This window comes from Pseudoalteromonas sp. KAN5 (assembly GCF_022846535.1).
In the GTDB taxonomy this organism is placed as follows: domain Bacteria; phylum Pseudomonadota; class Gammaproteobacteria; order Enterobacterales; family Alteromonadaceae; genus Pseudoalteromonas; species Pseudoalteromonas haloplanktis.
This window is the reverse complement of the sequence record NZ_AP025589.1, coordinates 2,362,619-2,381,053: the sequence shown is the minus strand read 5'-3', so window position 1 is coordinate 2,381,053 and position 18,435 is coordinate 2,362,619. Positions and strand designations below refer to the sequence as shown.

At 41.7% G+C, this 18,435-nt stretch carries 16 protein-coding genes; 11 read left to right on the top strand and 5 right to left on the bottom strand.

Annotated features, from left to right (window positions below; genetic code table 11):
- Positions 1–9 precede the first annotated feature (9 nt).
- The gene (gene thrC, locus KAN5_RS10660) at positions 10–1,293 is read left to right on the top strand and encodes a threonine synthase (RefSeq protein WP_244389677.1); all 1,284 of its coding nucleotides are present in this window, start codon (positions 10–12) and stop codon (positions 1,291–1,293) included.
- 100 nt (positions 1,294–1,393) lie between these two features.
- On the opposite strand, the gene KAN5_RS10655 is transcribed toward thrC, so the two are convergent.
- Positions 1,394–1,759 carry a hypothetical protein gene (locus tag KAN5_RS10655; protein ID WP_016708085.1) on the bottom strand — a complete coding sequence of 122 codons (366 nt, stop codon included), beginning with the start codon at positions 1,757–1,759 and terminating at the stop codon, positions 1,394–1,396.
- A gap of 275 nt (positions 1,760–2,034) precedes the next feature.
- Here KAN5_RS10655 and glyA point away from each other — a divergent pair, with 275 nt between their 5' ends.
- The 10 genes from glyA to KAN5_RS10605 all read left to right on the top strand — a co-directional run bounded on the left by glyA (position 2,035) and on the right by KAN5_RS10605 (position 12,415).
- The gene (gene glyA / locus KAN5_RS10650; RefSeq protein WP_016708084.1) at positions 2,035–3,291 is read left to right on the top strand and encodes a serine hydroxymethyltransferase; all 1,257 of its coding nucleotides are present in this window, start codon (positions 2,035–2,037) and stop codon (positions 3,289–3,291) included.
- Positions 3,292–3,394: 103 nt separating this feature from the next.
- Positions 3,395–3,844 (top strand): transcriptional regulator NrdR, encoded by a 450-nt coding sequence (gene nrdR, locus KAN5_RS10645; RefSeq protein WP_016708083.1) that lies wholly within the window; start codon positions 3,395–3,397, stop codon positions 3,842–3,844.
- Between the two features lies 1 nt (position 3,845).
- On the top strand, positions 3,846–4,967 hold the full coding sequence (ribD, locus tag KAN5_RS10640; protein ID WP_244389676.1) for a bifunctional diaminohydroxyphosphoribosylaminopyrimidine deaminase/5-amino-6-(5-phosphoribosylamino)uracil reductase RibD: 1,122 nt from the start codon (positions 3,846–3,848) through the stop codon (positions 4,965–4,967).
- A gap of 40 nt (positions 4,968–5,007) precedes the next feature.
- Entirely contained in the window at positions 5,008–5,664 is a 657-nt protein-coding gene (locus KAN5_RS10635; RefSeq protein ID WP_016708081.1) for a riboflavin synthase, read from the top strand.
- A 28-nt stretch (positions 5,665–5,692) separates the two neighbouring features.
- Entirely contained in the window at positions 5,693–6,805 is a 1,113-nt protein-coding gene (ribBA, locus tag KAN5_RS10630; RefSeq protein WP_016708080.1) for a bifunctional 3,4-dihydroxy-2-butanone-4-phosphate synthase/GTP cyclohydrolase II, read from the top strand.
- A gap of 101 nt (positions 6,806–6,906) precedes the next feature.
- Positions 6,907–7,371: a 6,7-dimethyl-8-ribityllumazine synthase gene (ribE, locus tag KAN5_RS10625; RefSeq protein ID WP_016708079.1), complete on the top strand. Its 465-nt coding sequence runs from the start codon at positions 6,907–6,909 to the stop codon at positions 7,369–7,371.
- A gap of 15 nt (positions 7,372–7,386) precedes the next feature.
- Positions 7,387–7,797: a transcription antitermination factor NusB gene (gene nusB / locus KAN5_RS10620; protein ID WP_016708078.1), complete on the top strand. Its 411-nt coding sequence runs from the start codon at positions 7,387–7,389 to the stop codon at positions 7,795–7,797.
- A gap of 45 nt (positions 7,798–7,842) precedes the next feature.
- Positions 7,843–8,817 (top strand): thiamine-phosphate kinase, encoded by a 975-nt coding sequence (gene thiL, locus KAN5_RS10615; RefSeq protein ID WP_244389675.1) that lies wholly within the window; start codon positions 7,843–7,845, stop codon positions 8,815–8,817.
- Complete coding sequence (locus KAN5_RS10610) at positions 8,814–9,299, top strand: phosphatidylglycerophosphatase A (protein WP_016708076.1); 486 nt, start codon at positions 8,814–8,816, stop codon at positions 9,297–9,299. The genes thiL and KAN5_RS10610 overlap by 4 nt, the downstream gene beginning before the upstream one ends.
- A 29-nt stretch (positions 9,300–9,328) precedes the next feature.
- Entirely contained in the window at positions 9,329–12,415 is a 3,087-nt protein-coding gene (locus KAN5_RS10605) for a ligand-binding sensor domain-containing diguanylate cyclase (RefSeq protein WP_016708075.1), read from the top strand.
- A 91-nt stretch (positions 12,416–12,506) separates the two neighbouring features.
- Here KAN5_RS10605 and KAN5_RS10600 read toward each other — a convergent pair whose 3' ends face one another.
- The 4 genes from KAN5_RS10600 to KAN5_RS10585 form a co-directional block, all read right to left on the bottom strand.
- The gene (locus tag KAN5_RS10600) at positions 12,507–14,618 is read right to left on the bottom strand and encodes a hypothetical protein (RefSeq protein WP_244390945.1); all 2,112 of its coding nucleotides are present in this window, start codon (positions 14,616–14,618) and stop codon (positions 12,507–12,509) included.
- A gap of 469 nt (positions 14,619–15,087) precedes the next feature.
- Complete coding sequence (dxs, locus tag KAN5_RS10595) at positions 15,088–16,953, bottom strand: 1-deoxy-D-xylulose-5-phosphate synthase (protein WP_244389674.1); 1,866 nt, start codon at positions 16,951–16,953, stop codon at positions 15,088–15,090.
- A gap of 107 nt (positions 16,954–17,060) precedes the next feature.
- Positions 17,061–17,948 (bottom strand): (2E,6E)-farnesyl diphosphate synthase, encoded by an 888-nt coding sequence (ispA, locus tag KAN5_RS10590; protein ID WP_016708071.1) that lies wholly within the window; start codon positions 17,946–17,948, stop codon positions 17,061–17,063.
- A gap of 3 nt (positions 17,949–17,951) precedes the next feature.
- A complete protein-coding gene (locus KAN5_RS10585; RefSeq protein ID WP_016708070.1) occupies positions 17,952–18,194 on the bottom strand; it encodes an exodeoxyribonuclease VII small subunit in 243 nt (80 codons plus the stop codon).
- Between the last annotated feature and the right edge of the window lie 241 nt (positions 18,195–18,435).

Sequence of the window (18,435 nt, the reverse complement as noted above, 5' to 3'; positions counted from 1 at the left end):
GAATTAATAATGCAATTACATAATTTGAAAGATGATTCACAAAAAGTGTCGTTCGTTGAAGCGGTTAAAACAGGTTTAGGGCGCAATCAAGGAGTATTCTTTCCTGAATCATTAGCACCAATAGGTGATATTGATGCGTTGCTGGATATGGACTTTGTAACGCGTAGCAGTAAGATTTTATCGCACCTAATTGGTGATGAATTACCAGCGGATACCGTTGCACAGATGGTGAAAAATGCCTTTAATTTCCCAGTCAAATTGGTTGAAGTTGAAAAGAACATTTATTGTTTAGAGCTGTTCCACGGACCAACCCTTGCGTTTAAAGATTTTGGTGGGCGCTTTATGGCTGAGTGCTTAGCGCAATTTAGCCAAGGTGAAAAAACCACAATACTAACGGCCACCTCAGGTGACACTGGTGCCGCAGTTGCGCATGCTTTTTATAATAAACCAAATATCGATGTTGTTATCCTATATCCAAAAGGAAAAATTTCATTAGCGCAACAAAAACTGTTCACAACACTGGGTAATAACATTCACTGCTATGCGGTTGAAGGCAGCTTTGATGATTGCCAAGCGATGGTTAAGAATGCCTTTTTAGATGATGAAGTTAAATCGCGCTTAGGGTTAAATTCAGCTAACTCAATAAATATCAGTCGCCTAGTTGCTCAAGTGTGTTATTACTTTGAAGCGATAGCACAGTTACCTAAAGATCAGCGCGCTAACGCGCATATCTCAGTGCCAAGTGGTAATTTTGGTAATGTATGTGCCGCAATGATTGGTGCTGTTATCGGCATGCCAGTTGGTAAACTTAGTGCGACAACAAATCAGAATGATACTGTACCGCGTTTTATTCTTGATAAAAACTGGGCACCAAATGCAACAATTGAATCGCTATCAAATGCAATGGACGTGAGCAAACCTAATAATTGGCCTCGCGTACAAACCATGCTTGATAACAATTGGTTTAGTTATGATGACTTTTATTCAACTAGCGTTGATGAAAACGATACACAAGCAGTGATGAAAAAAATTCAACAAACAGGTTATATTGCTGAACCTCATACTGCGATTGCATATCAAGGCTTGAAAGCTAACTTAGCTGCTGATTCTGCAGGTATTTTCTTAGCTACAGCACACCCTGCTAAATTCAAAGAAAGTGTTGAAGAAATACTTGATATTGAACTTGAAATGCCAAAACCGTTAGCAGATGCACTAGCTAAAACGTGTTTAGCTGAAGATATTAGTGATGACTATAACGTTTTACGCGACATTCTATTAGCCAAGTTAGGCTAGTACTAGATTGTAGAACTAAGTTTGAAAAATGAGCGGTATGGCAATCTGTCATACCGTTTTTTTTAATCTTTAGAACGTATTGGATACAGCATTCTTTTATTTATACTAGAGAACGAGTTCGGCGATTTAAAATACGCAAAAATAAAATTAATAACCCACAACAACAGATCACAACACCCGCAGGATATATAAATTTATAAGGTATCCAGCGCATTACTAGTATGCCTACTATAAGTAGTAGAAATGGCTTAAATTCATAATAGTAAAAGTTTTTATTAGCACGGATACGATTTACTTGGTGATCTTTTCGTCGCGCATTAGAACGTAGTCGCCAAATATTTGCACCATTAAAAAATAGCAACACACCTAATGCGGTTGGCAGTAAGGCGCTGGAAACGACCATGCAAAAGCTACCAAAAGCGATATAAAAATAAGGAATTGATTCGTAGATAGGTTTAGCCAGCATAATAAATTAGTTCATCATCCATGATTATATTTCATACAAGCCTAGTGTAATAACTGGTAAATATAAAGAACTTTAGCATTAAGAATATAAATGTCGAACACTTTAATTTATTAGTTTTACTTATGTTTTAATAAAAAAATATCATTACAAAAACACTGTGAATTAAATTCAATCCCTGTTTAAATATGTTCATCTTAACACCATAGGCAAATTGACGTTTTCAGCGTATAATTCAGCCTTTAAAAAATACCATACACGTTGCCCTAGGAGCCCCCATGTTAGAACGTAGCATGAATATTTCGGATTTTGATCCAGAGTTATTTGACGCAATCAACAAAGAGACTGCTCGTCAAGAAGAACACATTGAGCTAATTGCATCTGAAAACTACTGTAGCCCACGGGTACTTGAAGCGCAGGGTTCTCAGTTAACGAACAAATATGCTGAAGGCTACCCAGGCAAGCGTTACTACGGTGGTTGTGAGCACGTTGATGTTGTTGAGCAACTTGCTATTGACCGCGCTAATGAGCTATTTGGCTCTGAATATGCAAACGTACAGCCTCATGCAGGTTCACAAGCTAATGCAGCTGTATTCTTAGCATTATTAGAAGCAGGTGATACGGTACTTGGCATGAGCTTAGCGCATGGCGGTCACTTAACGCACGGTTCACATGTAAGCTTCTCTGGTAAGCTTTACAATGCAATCCAATATGGATTAGATGAAGCGACTGGCGAAATTGATTACGCACAAGTTGAAGCGCTTGCGCTTGAGCACAAGCCAAAAATGATTATCGGTGGTTTCTCTGCATACTCAGGTATTGTTGATTGGGCTAAATTCCGTGAAATCGCTGATAAAGTAGGTGCTTACCTATTTGTTGATATGGCTCACGTTGCAGGTCTTATTGCTGCGGGTGTTTACCCAAGTCCAGTACCACATGCGCACGTTGTTACCACGACTACGCACAAAACTTTAGCGGGTCCTCGTGGCGGTCTAATCATCTCTGCGTGTGGCGATGAAGCTATCTACAAAAAGCTAAATAGCGCTGTATTCCCAGGTGGCCAAGGTGGTCCTTTATGTCACATCATTGCTGCAAAAGCAGTAGCATTTAAAGAAGCACTACAACCTGAGTTTAAAGAATATCAAACGCAAGTTGTTAAAAATGCGCAAGCTATGGTTGCAGTTATGCAAGAGCGCGGCTACAAAATCGTTTCTGACAAAACAGAAAACCACTTGTTCTTACTTGATTTAATCGATAAAGATATCACTGGTAAAGACGCTGACGCCGCACTAGGTAATGCAAACATTACAGTAAATAAAAACTCTGTACCTAATGATCCGCGTTCACCATTTGTAACGTCAGGTCTGCGTATTGGTTCTCCTGCAATCACACGTCGTGGTTTTAAAGAAGCTGAATCAAAAGAGCTTGCTGGCTGGATCTGTGATGTACTAGACAACATCAATGATGAGTCTGTGCAAGCACAAGTAAAAGAGAAAGTTAAAGCAATCTGTAAAAAATTACCAGTTTACGCTTAATTGTTAAGCTAGCAGTAATTTAGATCACAATAGCGTTGTTTTTTGCTATTATAAAGGCCGCTTAAAAGCGGCCTTTTTTGTTTTTTAACGGAAGCTAATACTTATGCATTGTCCATTTTGCACCGCAAAAGATACCAAAGTGATTGACTCGCGCCTTGTTGGCGGTGGTCACCAAGTAAGACGTCGTCGTGAATGCAATGAATGCCATGAACGCTTTACTACCTTTGAAGGGGCAGAGTTGGTAATGCCAAGAGTGATCAAACAAGATGGCAGCCGTGAACCGTTTAATGAAGATAAACTCCTTAATGGTCTACATCGCGCATTAGAAAAACGCCCCGTTAGTACAGAGCAAGTAGATGAAGTAGTTAACATTATAAAATCGCAACTACGTGCCACCGGCGAGCGAGAAATATCAAGTCACTTAATTGGTGAATGTATAATGGAAGCACTGAAGAAGCTTGATAAAGTTGCTTATGTAAGGTTTGCCTCCGTATATCGCTCATTTGAAGATATCCGAGAATTTGGTGAAGAGATCGCCCGCTTGGGAGAATAAAATGCCCCTATCACATTTCACTGAGCAAGATCATATTTATATGGCACGTGCGATCGCGCTTGCCAAGCAAGGGCGCTTTACCACAACACCCAACCCTAATGTAGGTTGCGTGTTGGTAAAAAACGGAACTATTGTAGGTGAAGGCTTTCACCAAGTTGCCGGCCAAGGTCACGCCGAAGTAAATGCACTTTTGATGGCAGGTACACAAGCTACAGGTGCCACTGCTTATGTTACCTTAGAGCCATGCAGCCACTATGGCCGCACACCACCTTGTGCCGAAGGTTTAAAAGCAGCAGGTGTGGTAAAAGTAATTGCCGCTATGGTGGATCCTAATCCGCAAGTGGCAGGTAAAGGTTTAGCCATTTTAGCTGATGCAGGCATTGAGGTTGCATCTGGCTTGTTAGAGTCAGAAGCTCGCTTGTTAAACCGTGGCTTTTTAAAACGCATGGAACAGGGGATGCCGTTTATCACCTGCAAAATGGCGGCAAGTCTTGATGGTAAAACAGCCCTTAAAAACGGCCAAAGCAAGTGGATCACGGGCAGTCCTGCTCGCCAAGATGTGCAATTACAGCGTGCCCAAAGTTGCGCTATTTTAACGGGTGCAGACACCGTCCTAATGGATGATGCAAAGCTTAATGTGCGGGTTGATGAGCTGCCTGAGCCATTACCCACTCAATTGCCGGTTCGTCAGCCTGTGCGTATCATTATCGATTCACAAAATCGTTTAACGCCAGATTTAGCCTTATTTAGCATTGCAAGCGAGATAATAATTATCACCACTGAGCTTGATAAATCAGTACAATGGCCGCATTACGTAAGCCATATTGTGGTGCCTGAAAAAGACTGTAAAGTTGATTTAAAGATCGCTTTACGACAATTGGCGCAAGAGCAACAATTTAACCATATTTGGTTAGAAGCAGGGGCAACCTTAGCGGGTAAAATGGCTGAATGTCATTTAATTGATGAATATATTATCTATCTGGCACCGAAACTGTTAGGAAATGACGCTAAAAGCTTACTAAACTTTGCTGAACTAACCTCTATGCAAAACGCGGTCGATTTAACAATTAATGAATGTGTATTGATTGGTAATGATATTCGTATAACTGCAATACCGCGTTGAGTTGCATTGCCTTAACCAAATTATTTAAAGAGTAACGACTATGTTTACTGGGATCATCGAAGCGACTGGCACGATCAGCGAATTACAGCAAAAACAAGGCGACTTAGCTATTCGCATTCAAAGTAATAACCTTGATATGTCGGATGTCAATTTAGGTGACAGCATTGCAACAAATGGTGTGTGCTTGACCGTAGTGGCAAAGCACAGCGACGGCTTTAGCGCTGACTTATCGAATGAAACGATAGGGTTAACTGGCTTTGCCCATTATAAACAAGGGCAAAAAGTAAACCTTGAAAAAGCGATGCAACCGGTGTCGCGACTGGGGGGGCATCTAGTGTCTGGGCACGTTGATGGAATTGCCACCATTACAGCTATTACGGCCAATGCACGTGCGACTGAGTACTGGTTAAATACCGATCCCCAACTAATGAAATACATACCTTACAAAGGCTCGGTTTGTATTGATGGTATAAGCCTTACGGTTAATGCAGTAGAAGATAATAAATTTAAATTGACTATCGTGCCGCATACTAGCGAACAAACAACGATTGCTGATTTTAAAGTAGGCACGCAAGTGAACCTCGAAGTTGATCAAATTGCCCGCTATTTAGAGCGCTTGATCAAAGGGGCGGAGCAACCAGCAAGTTCTGATATTTCAATGAGCTTACTCGCCCAAGCCGGTTTTATTAAGTCCTGATAAACTCCACAACTTACACGAGCAGATTATGAATTTACACAGCGCACAAGAAATTATTGATGACATTAAAGCCGGTAAAATGGTTATATTGATGGACGATGAAGACAGAGAGAATGAAGGTGATTTAATTATTGCCGCTGAACATATCAGTGCAGAAGCAATCAATTTTATGGCAACTCACGGCCGTGGTTTGATCTGCTTAACCATGACGCAAGAGCGTTGTGAACAACTCGATTTACCACTAATGGTGAAAAATAATGGTGCGGCATTTTCCACTAACTTTACTATGTCGATTGAAGCCTCTAAAGGGGTGACCACAGGTATTTCAGCTGCTGATCGTGCACGTACAGTACAAGCGGCCATTGCGAAAGGTGCAGTGCCAAGTGATATCGTACAGCCAGGGCATATTTTTCCTATTATGGCACAGCCAGGTGGCGTGTTAACTCGTGCGGGGCATACTGAAGCCGGTTGTGATTTAGCGCGTTTAGCAGGTTTAGAGCCTTCATCGGTGATTGTTGAAATCCTAAATGCCGATGGCACGATGGCACGCCGTCCAGATTTAGAAGTATTCGCCGAGCAGCATAATATCAAAATTGGTACTATTGCCGACCTTATTGAATACCGCAATATGAATGAAACGACGATTGAACAAGTGGCAAAGTGTAAATTGCCAACTGTGCACGGTGAGTTTGATTTAGTGACTTATAAAGACACTATTGATGGTCAATTGCATTACGCATTGCTCAATGGCGAAGTGAAAGCCAATGAACCAACCTTAGTTCGCGTACATTTACAAAGCACCTTTAATGACATTTTATTATCTGATCGCAGCGCCGATAGAAGCTGGGGTTTATCAGATGCGATGGCTTATATCGCAAAACACCAAGGGGTGTTAGTGATCCTTGGTAAACAAGAGTGTACAGATGAATTAGAAGCGACAGTTAAAGCCTTTGCTGCAGAAGATGCTGGTGAAACAGTGGCGCATCGTAAGTTCCAAGGAACATCACGCACTGTTGGTGTAGGTTCACAAATTTTGGCTGACTTGGGCATCGAAAAAATGCGCTTAATGAGTCTACCTAAAAAGTACCATGCACTATCAGGTTTTCATCTGGAAGTGGTTGACTACGTTGAACCACAATAAGCACGACGCTTAAACTAGGCTATTATTTTATTTATATGGTATGATACGCAGCAATTTTTGCGCAATCGCAACCGCTTGAACTTATTTTTTAGGGTTATCGAATGAAAATTATTGAAGGTAATAAATACGCTCCGGGTAAGAAATTCGCTATCGTAATTTCTCGCTTTAATGACTTTATTGGTAGCAGCCTTTTAGCTGGTGCTGTTGATGAATTGAAACGTACTGGTGGTGTATCAGATGATGATATAACGGTAGTTTATGTACCGGGCGCCGTTGAATTACCTTTAGCAGCGAAACGCGTTGCAGCAAAAAAAGAGTATGATGCAATTATTGCTCTAGGCGTTGTGATCCGAGGTGGAACACCACACTTTGATCTTGTCGCAGGCGAGTCTAATAAAGGCTTAGCGCAAGTGTCGCTTGAGTATGATATCCCAGTTGCATTTGGCGTATTAACCACAGAAAGCATTGAGCAAGCGATTGAACGCGCGGGCACTAAAATGGGCAACAAAGGCGGTGAAGCTGCTTTAGGTGCACTTGAAATGGTTAATGTGTTAGATAAAATTTAAGTTTAAGGAATTTTTGTGAAACCAGCAGCAAGACGTAAAGCACGTATCTTAGCACTTCAAGCCGTTTATTCTTGGCAACTTAGCGGCAATGCAATTGCCGATATTGAACAACAAATGTTGATCGAAAACGATGTGACTAAAATTGATGTTGAATACTTTAAAGATCTTTCGCGTGGTGTTGCGGTAAATCATAAGCAACTAGATGAAGCTGTATCGCCACATTTAACGCGTCCATTTGATGAGTTAGATATGGTTGAAAAAGCAATTTTACGTTTAAGCAGCTATGAGCTGAAATTCCGTGAAGATGTACCATATAAAGTGGCTATCAATGAAGGTATTGAACTTGCTAAGATTTTTGGCGCTGAAGATAGCCATAAATTTGTTAACGGTGTACTTGATAAAGCGGTAAAGCAGTTACGTAAGTAATGTGCACCGTAAAAGGAGAGCCGGCATAGGCCGGCTTTTTTGTGTATGAAGGAATTTGAATTAATTAATCGCTACTTTAAAGGTCGCGGTATTAGTCGCCGTGATGTTAATTTAGGGATTGGTGATGACTGTGCTTTGGTTACTGTGCCTGAGAATTGTCAACTAGCCGTCACCACGGACACACTAGTCGCAGGCGTACACTTTTTCGATGACATTGCACCACGTGCTTTAGGACACCGTGCATTAGCGGTAAATTTAAGTGATTTAGCCGCAATGGGGGCTGAACCTACATGGGTTTCAGTGGCATTAACCTTACCTAGCATTGACGTTGAGTGGCTTGAAGAGTTCACCGAAGGTATGCACGAAATTGCTGAATACTTTAACGTGCAAATTATCGGTGGTGATACCACACAAGGACCGTTAACAATCACTATTTGTGCAAAGGGCACAGTGCCGCACGGTAAAGCGCTGCGTCGTAGCGGCGCTAAAGTAGGTGATTGGGTTTATGTTACAGGGCCACTAGGTGATGCTGGCCTAGCTATTGAGGCGCGTAAACAAGGGATCAAAGTCGCTCCCGAGTATTTAAGTTATGTGAATCAGCGCTTTGATTATCCAACACCGCGTGTTGCAGCAGGACAAGTATTACGTGGCTTAGCATCGGCGGCTATTGATATCTCTGATGGACTGGTTGCAGACTTAGGGCATGTACTGGCAATGTCTCAAGTAAGTGCGTGTATTGATGTTAATAAAATACCAACCTCAGATGCAATGCGTGCTACTTTAGATAAAAATCAGCAACTGCCTTTTATTCTCAATTATGGGGATGACTATGAGTTACTTTTTACTGTGCCTGATAGTAATAAAAGCATGTTGGAAGTGAAATTACAGCAATATGGGGTTGATGCCGCCTGTATTGGTCAAATAAAAAGTGGTGAAGGGCAAATTGAGCTAATGCTTGATGGCGAAAAGCTAGCATATGAACATACTGGTTTTGAGCACTTCACCAAGGAGTCGGTTTGAATAAACCCGCGTTATTTAATTTAAAACGCCCTCACCAATTCTTTGGTTTGGGCTTTGGTTTAGGGCTGGCACCTAAAGCACCAGGTACATTTGGTACATTTGCAGCACTGCCGTTTATTTTTACTACTATGTATTTTCCACTGTGGTTACAAATAGTGTTTGCAGTGGTGATCAGTGTTTTTGGTCTTTGGGCGTGTGGAAAAACCGCTGATGATCTTGGGGTGCATGATCATCCTGCAATTGTGTGGGACGAAGTGGCCGGCTTTTACATTACCATGATAGGTGCCGCGATCAGCTGGCAATCTTTATTAGTTGGTTTTGTCCTGTTTCGCTTTTTTGATATCGTTAAACCTGGGCCGATCAGAATACTCGATAAACGCTTACACGGCGGCTTAGGTATTATGGCTGATGATGTTTTAGCGGGTATATTTTCTTTAATTTGTGTTCAGGCATTGTTTAAAATGGGTTATTTGCCCTTTTAACCTTAGTTTTGCAACGAGGTGTTGACGTTATGATGCGGTTTTTATTGGTTATTATTGTGCTGTTATGCAGTATGCCAAGTAAGGCGTCAATTACTGACTATGTTGTAAAGCAATGGAATATGCAAAACGGCTTACCTTCGCAATCACTGAAAAGTGTGGTGCAAGATGGGCAAGGCTATATGTGGTTAGGCACTCAATTTGGTCTCAGTCGCTTTGACGGTAATACATTCACTAACTACAACACTTTAAATAGCCATTTTTTGCCCAGTAATGGTATCAATAAATTACTGGTCGATAGTGAAGGCTATTTATGGATTGGGACCAAAGATGGCCTTGTCGTTATTGATCCAAGCACAATGGCGGCGCAAGAATTTGCTGTAAAAGGCCCTGTGCGCGATATTATAGAAGACGCTAAAGGCAGCTTATGGATCGCAGCCAATGGTTTATATTTTGTGTCTCGCAATCAAATCAACCTCAATAGCAAATATGACTCTTACACGCCTGTAGTAACAGCCAGTTCTGTAAAACAAATTGCTGGTACGGTGAGTCAGTTGGCATTATCGCCAGAAGGTATTTGGCTGGTAAACGAGCGTTACTTACTACGCTTGACAAACTCGTCTTCTGATTTTGCTAAGTTGCGTTTAGAGTTAACTGCAAAAATATCGCTCCCAGAGCGCTTAGCGCAAACCATAATCCATGATTTAGCTTGGCTTGAAGGTAATTTATATTTGGCTTCAGAGCTCGGTGCCTACTTTTTAGATTTAGATGATGAATTAAGACCTTTCCCACTGCCGAATGCTAATAACTCCGCGGTTTATAAGTTTATGAGCGACTCTGACGGCGCTTTATGGATTTCGACCTATGGGCGATTATTATTTCGTGATAACTCAGGTGATTGGCAATGGGTTGAGCCCAGCCAACTTGACCAAAGTATTTGGTTTGCCGATTTATTTCGCGATAATGATAATAATATTTGGCTTGCCAGTTTTAGTGAAGGCTTATGGCTTGCCCATGAAGGGCGTATTGAACGTCACTCTGCAATATCGCAAATGACCGAAGCGGTAATGGCTATCAGCCAAGCCCCTGATGGGCGTTTATGGGTGGCAAATCGCAGTGGAGTAGGTTATTTTGACCTCGATAAAAACTTCATTAATCAAATTCCCAGTAATCAATATGGTCGTGCAGCTGTGCATGATTTACAGTTTGATGGATCGCGCTTATATATCGCCACCGGTCGAGGTGTATATTTTTATGAAAACAATACCTTGTTCGCAGTCCCTGGACGTGCCTTAAGAGATAATCCGGTGTTTGCAATTAGCCGCTCTAGTAAAGGCGGCTTTTGGCTTGGTACTGGGCGAGGAATGTATCGACTCAGTTACGGTGGTTTAACACCGTTTGCATATAACGCTTTTTTAGGCAGTAAGTTTATTACCTATGTTGTTGATGAGGCTAATTTTGGCCTTATAGGCACCAGTAAAGGCGCTTATTACTTTACTGATCGTGGGATTGAAAAAATTGGCGATCAAACCAGTCTTGAGAGCGCTTATGTTACCAGTATTCTCAATATTGATGGGGTCGGAATCTTGATCGGCTCATTAAATGATGGTTTGTTTTATCGCAGTGGACAAGGACATTGGCGTCAATTAGATGCAACCAATGGCTTGCCTTATGGCTCTATTTTTAGTTTACGCTATGATGAGAAGCTTAAGCGCATTTGGGTGAGTACCATGAAGGGCGTTTACCGTATGCCTGTTGAGCAATTTAGCGGTGATATTGAAAGCCTAAAAGTAGAGCAAGTGATTTCATCATACGATCGTCAACTTGATGGTAAAGCAAGCCAATGTTGTACCGGCCTTGGCCATGATGCGGTGGCTGAGTCGGGTAATTCGATTTGGTATCCAAGCTTGCAAGGTGTGGTTGAAATTCCTAAGGACATTGAACTATTTGGTATTAAACCATTACAACCAAAAGTTGAGAATTTAAATACAGGGTTACGCAAGCTTGCCACTGCGGCATTAGGGCGCAATCCTCAGTTAGAAACTGATGAGCGTGATATCACTTTAAAATACACGGCAATAGATTATTATGCTCCCACCAGTATTGAATTCCGTTATCGTTTAACTGGCCTTGATAGTGATTGGCGTTATGCCAATACCCGTCGTGAAGCGATTTATACAAACTTACCACCAGGGGCATTTTTATTTCAACTTGAGGCTAAACGCCAAGGTGAAGGGTGGCAAAAGGCACAGCGTACAGAGTATTCATTTGTGGTGCCAAGGCGTTTTGATGAAACAATTTATTTTAGGTTGCTGATCACTGGTAGCTTTATTTTGTTATTTTACCTGGTGTTCTGGGCGTTTAGAAGACAAGAGCGCCGTAAACAAATGGCACTTGAAAGTCTGATCACAGAACGCACCGGTGAGTTACGCCAAGCAAATGATAAGCTTAATCAGGTTAATTCACAGTTGAAGCTGATGAGTCATTCTGACGAGTTAACAGGGCTTAGAAGTCGGCGATTCTTATTTGATCAGCTACCAAAAGATATAGAGCACTTCCAGCGTAATTCGCAATCACTGCAGGCGCAGGGAAAATCCTTAGTGCTGTTGATCATTAATTTTGATAATTTTAGCCGCATTAATGACGCGCATGGCCCATTAGGTGGCGACAGTTGCTTACAGCAGATGGCTGCTTTACTCAACTCGCGAACTCAGGGTTCAGATTATGTAGCGCGTTGGAGTGGTGATGAGTTTTTACTGCTATTGCGTGACTTTAAACGCAGCGCCATCGATAGTTATGTTGCAGAGCTTTGTAAAGTAATTGCAGAACATTCCTTTAGGCTTCCTAGTGGCGACACTATTAGCTTAACAGCATCCATTGGCTTTTCATTTTACCCATTGCCATTACTTGGTGGCCAAGTAATTGGTTGGGAAACATCCGTTAACTTAGCGGATATTGCACTGCATCAAGTAAAAAAACGTGGTGGCGATGGCGTTGCAAACATCACTTTTGATGAGCAGTTAGATGCCTTTGAATTTGAACAAACCAATAATATTGAGCAGCAGTTGAGCGTTTTGCAGGCCAACGGGTTAGCTGATATCAAAGTATGGATGCGCTAGTTAAAATACAGAGTAATAAAAATGCCCTAACGTATAACGTTAAGGCATTGGGAGGCCAACTAAAGGCAGTTAAGTTGCTGCCCTTGATGGGTTAGTGGTTTAACCAAGCGGGTAAAATAGCGACTGACTCAGGGGCTGTGAATGAGTAGCTTAAGTTAGCAGCAACATCACCACCTGGGCTATTTAAAATATTATCAAAGCGCATGACTAAACTATTTGATTTCTCGGCCACATAAAGGTGGTTGCCTGTAAACATAATATCGACAGGGTTACCAAGCATAGTCGCCGGGCCTGCGATATTGACACTGACATTGCTCAATCCAGAGCTAGTACCAGCATTATTTAATACAAATAGCTTGCCATCAGTGGCGTCTGCTGCACTGCCTACATCCGATACGATTAACGAATCACTGAGTGGATCATAATCTATTCCATGAATATTCGTTGGAGCAGGGAATGCTGTGCCAGCGGTTGCGGGTGTGATCAAGCGATCTTCCCCTGTAATTACACTCATACCTGCCATAAGTTTTCTTTTTACTTCATCGAATACGGCAATAGTACCATTGGTTAATGCAACAAATGCTCGGTCCGTGACAACATCGTAATCGACATCCCAAGGGCGTGCGCTGTTACTTGGTGTCAGTGTGATTAGTGGGCTTGCATCACCAGTGGTACAAGTAGAGAATACTAAAATTCCGGGGGTGGCGGCGTTATTTTCAGCAACAAAAACTAACCCACTGTCTGATGCTACATCTAAACCTTTAGGAGAGATTAGGCCTGTATTTGAACCACTAATAATTGAATCTTGACTGAGCGTAAATACCTCACCATCACGATGCATGGCGACTTTATTTGCAATGACAATTCCACCGGTAGAGGTGGTGCTGTTATCAAAGGTCGCATAACTATTACCTGCTTTATCAAAAGTAACGCTTTCAATTGTTTGGTTTGCATTAAAATTGCCTAACTCACTGGTAAGTGGCGCATTTAAACGTGATATTTGCCCAGTTGTAGGGCCGGCAGTGCCAGGGTTGCTGCTGACGGCAACAGCCATTAATGGCATATTAGCTATATAGCTATCCGACACGTCCGCCATGTCATTATGCATAACTGTTTCTGTTATTGATTCTGGCTTAATAGTCGCAGTAACACTATCTGGACTGATATCGCCGCTAGCGCCGGAAAAGATATTACTAAATACCAGTACCGCGTCATTTGATTTCTCAGCGACGCGCAGGTCGCTGCCTGTTAAGCTTATATCAACAGGGTTACCAAGCATACTTGCTGGGCCTGCAATGCTACGTGCAACGCTGGTATTACCATCTGCAAGAGAGGCATTATTGATCACAAACAAAGCGCCATCGGTTGCATCACTGGCACTACCGACATCAGAAAGCACTAATTTATTGGTGTGAGCATCATAAGCAATACCATGAATGTTGACTGATATTTTCTCACCGGCTTCATTACTTGGGGTGATAGTACGTGTAGGCATTGCGACAAAGCCACCATCAACATAATTGTCGTATACACCCACATCACCATTGGTTAGCGCCACATATAAACGATCGTTTACATCATCATAAGTAACATCCCACGGTTTTGCGTCTGTGACTGTGCTTGCTAAAGGTGTTGCATCACCCGCTGCGGTAGCGCCAAAAACAGTGATCTGCATGGCATTAAAGTCAGCGACAAAAATAAGTCCACGTTTAGTCGATACATGAATACCTTTAGGGTTGACTAAGGTAGTAGTACTACCCGTAATAGTGCGGTCACGGTTGCTGTCAAACATTGTGCCGTCTGCACGACTCAAAACTTGGCAAACTGTGCTAATAGCACCATTACCAGAGTCACTGGCTTGTATTAAATTACCTAAGCCATCAAAGGCAACACCTTCATTCGCACCACTATTAAATGTTTTTAATTTCGCAGCATTTTGGTCTATTAGGTCTACTGTACCTGCGTTATCGGTACCATTATTAGCGAGGATAAAGGTTGCCGCTGCAAAACCTGTGGTGCCATCAGCCCCATCAGTACCGTCACTGCCATTTGTGCCGTCGGTACCATTTGTTCCGTTAGTGCCTGCAACTCCAGCTATACCCTGAGCTCCTGCTACACCATCGTTGCCGTCGTCACCATCACAGCCAGTTAAACTAAACACAATTGCTAAAGTAAGTGCCGATAAGCAGAGTTTACCTGCCATTGATTGAGTGTGGATAGACTGAGTTGTTGCGTCTGATTTAAACGTTTTCATAGTTTGTACCTTCTTAAATATTCCATCAAATGTGAACATACAAAGAGTTTTGCTTAGAACAGCTTATATCAATCGTGTTAAGTTATTAGTCATTTATAGCGACGGATAAATAGAGTGATAACAAGGCATAAATTTTAATGTGTAGTTGTTCCACATGAAAAATTTATAACGCCGTTAGCGCTTTATTTAGCACGCTAGAAAGGCTAAATATTTAAGTCGATTGGTATTATATAAAAGCGTGAACGCTTTGCTCACGAGTTAACCTCAGTGAATAAACGTGGCAGAGAAATAATTGGATGCAAAAAAATGGAAATAACTTGAAGTTTTTTTAATGTTATGATTTTTATAATAAAAAAGGAGCCATGCTCCTTTTTATTATTTAACCAGACTTTCTCGAGTGATTTACTCGTTATATCGCTTAGTCAGTAATAAAACTAGTTATACTGTTGAGTATGCCTTGTGAACCTAAGCCCATTTCATCGTGCATTTGCTCTTGTGTGCCATGCTTGATGAATTCATCGGGAATCCCTAAATTTAGGATGCTGACATTTGCTTTTATTGCGGCTAAATATTCATTCACAGCAGAGCCTGCACCGCCAACTATGGCATTATCTTCAAGTGTTACAAGCACATCATGATCAGCTAATAAACTGTCGATTAATGCGCTATCTAGTGGCTTAACAAAACGCATATCGACGAGACTGGCGTTGAGCTCTTTTGCTGCTAATTGAGCATTTTCAAGTAAAGTACCAAAAGATAAAATCGCGATTTTAGCACCTTGTTTAATTACACGGCCTTTACCGATCTCAAGCTCAGTCATTTGCTCGCTTATTTCGGTGGTACCAGCACTACCACGAGGATAGCGCACAGCGACAGGGCTGTTACAACGATAACCGGTGTAAAGCATTTGCCGGCATTCATTGGTATCACTTGGCGCCATGATGATCATGTTTGGAATACAGCGCATAAAACTTAAATCGTATGCACCTTGGTGGGTCTCGCCATCGGCACCCACAATACCAGCACGGTCAATGGCAAATAGTACTGGTAAGTTTTGCAGTGCTACATCATGTATAAGCTGATCATAGGCGCGTTGCAAAAAGCTAGAATAAATAGCAACAACGGGTTTTAAGCCTTCACACGCAAAACCAGCCGCTAAGGTAACCGCATGTTGCTCAGCAATAGCAACATCAAAGTACTGCTTAGGATATTCTTTCGAAAAACGCACCATTCCAGAGCCTTCACGCATTGCAGGGGTGATGGCCATCAATTTGCTATCTTGGCTTGCCATATCACATAGCCAGTCGCCAAATACTTTAGAGAAGGTGGCTGCGCCAGGTGTTGATTTTGGTAAGCTTGAAATAGCAGGGTCGAACTTTGGTACACCATGATAACCAATAGGGTCGGCTTCAGCAGGTTTATAGCCTTTTCCTTTTTGCGTTTTGATGTGAAGTAGCTGTGGGCCTTTTAAATTACGCATATTACGTAATGTATCTACCAACATATTTACATCGTGACCGTCGATAGGACCGATATAGTTTAAGCCCAGCTCTTCAAAAAAAGTGCCTGGAATAACCATACCTTTTAAATGTTCTTCCATACGACTCGCTAATTGCTTTACAGGTGGTACACCTGAGAGTAGCTTTTTACTGCCTTCACGAATGTTTGTATAAAAACTGCCTGATAAAATGCGTGCAAAGTGGTTTGTGAGTGCTCCCACATTTTCTGAAATCGACATTTCGTTATCATTTAAAATGATTAACATATCCGACTTTACATCACCTAAGTGATTCATTGCTTCAAATGCCATGCCTGCGGTGATTGCACCATCGCCAATAACGGCGACTGTTTTACGACCTTTGCCTTCTTTTTGTGCAGCAATAGACATGCCTAAAGCCGCAGAAATTGAAGTGCTTGAGTGGCCCACGCTAAAGGTATCGTATTGGCTTTCTTCACGAAATGGAAAAGGGTGTAAGCCATCTTTTTGGCGAATAGTATGCATTTGATCGCGACGACCCGTTAAGATTTTATGCGGGTAAGCTTGATGACCTACATCCCATACCAAACGGTCTTCAGGAGTATTGTACACATAGTGTAATGCAACCGTTAGCTCCACAGTACCTAGGCCTGATGCAAGGTGACCACTGCTTTGCGACACTGAGTTAAGTAAATAATCACGCAGCTCATTGCTAAATGCAGGTAATTTTTGTTGCGCTAAATCACGCAGTTGGGCTGGTTCGTCAACCAAACCTAATAATGGATACTTGCTACTATCAAGTGTCATGATTTTTAATACATCCTTCGCTAACCAGGCATCATTATAACGCAATGTTACTCTGGTTTTTTAGTTATTTTGTACATCATTATTTGCTAATAAATGCTGAATCTAGCTTAATACTCTCGCTCAACAATATATTTTGCTAAATGCTCAAGCTCTGTGGTATCTGCGTCAATGTCAGCTAAAGCACGCAGTGCTTGCTCAAGTAAAAGTTGAGCTTTTTGTTTTGCACCAGCTAGCCCAAGTAGTGCAGGGTAGGTTGCTTTATTGGCAGCAACATCGGAGCCTTGTGGTTTTCCTAGTACTTGGGTGTCGCCTTCGATGTCTAGGATATCGTCTTGTACCTGAAAAGCCAGTCCAATTGCATCACCAAACTGTTTTAATTGTATTAATGTTTTTTGCTCAATCCCTTTTGCACACAGTGCCCCTAAGGTGATTGCGCAGTTTAGCAAAGCCCCTGTTTTTAGTTGATGAATTCGCTCAAGTTCAGCAAGACTCACCGCTTTGTTTGTTGCGACAATATCCAATGCTTGACCACCAACCATACCTTCAATGCCCGATGCTTTGGCAAGTGTTGCAATCATTTTTAGTTGCTGCTGAGCGGGAACATCAAATACATGATTGGCTATTAAATCAAATGCCAGTGTTTGCAGGGCATCTCCTGCTAAAATTGCCTGGGCTTCACCATACACAATATGGCAAGTAGGGCGACCGCGGCGTAAATCATCATCATCCATTGCAGGCAAGTCATCATGGACTAACGAGTAACTATGAATGCATTCTATGGCGGCGGCTAACACATCTAAATCCTGATGCTTTGCACCAAGCATTCTGCCTGTGGCGTATACTAAAAATGGTCGTAGCCGTTTACCGCCATTTAAAACACTATAATGAGTTGCCTGTTTGATACTATCCTCTGTATCCAATGGTTGCTCAAAATACCGATTGAGAGTGGCTTCAACATCACGTTGAGCGCATTTTATTTGCTCTGTTATTAACACTCGTTATTCCAAATCATTATCAAAGTTAGTAAGCGGTGACTGACTATCATTACCCATCAAAATAGCGACTTTTTGTTCTGCTTGTTGCAACTTGCTAGATGATGCGCCAGCCAAAGCAATACCGCGTTCAAATTGTTTTAATGATTGTTCAAGCGAAAGCTCACCTTGCTCCATTTCTGTGACGATTAAGGATAATTCTTCAAGCGCTTGCTCAAAGCTTAGGTTCTCTGGTTTTTTAGTCGCCATAGTGGATTCAACTTAGATGATAGAAATGTGAGGCCAATTTTAGGGGGAATGCTAAACTAGGTCAAAGGCTGATGCGTTTTTTTTGAATAATAAACTATATTCTTGTCACTGATTAAATGCTTTTACTCAGATTTAAACCTTGCAGGTTAAGCGTGGTAGATTAAAATGCCAAATAGAGCTAAACGTTTTCATTTCATTTTTTTCAGTAAATGGTTTAAGTAATTCAATACATTGCCGATAA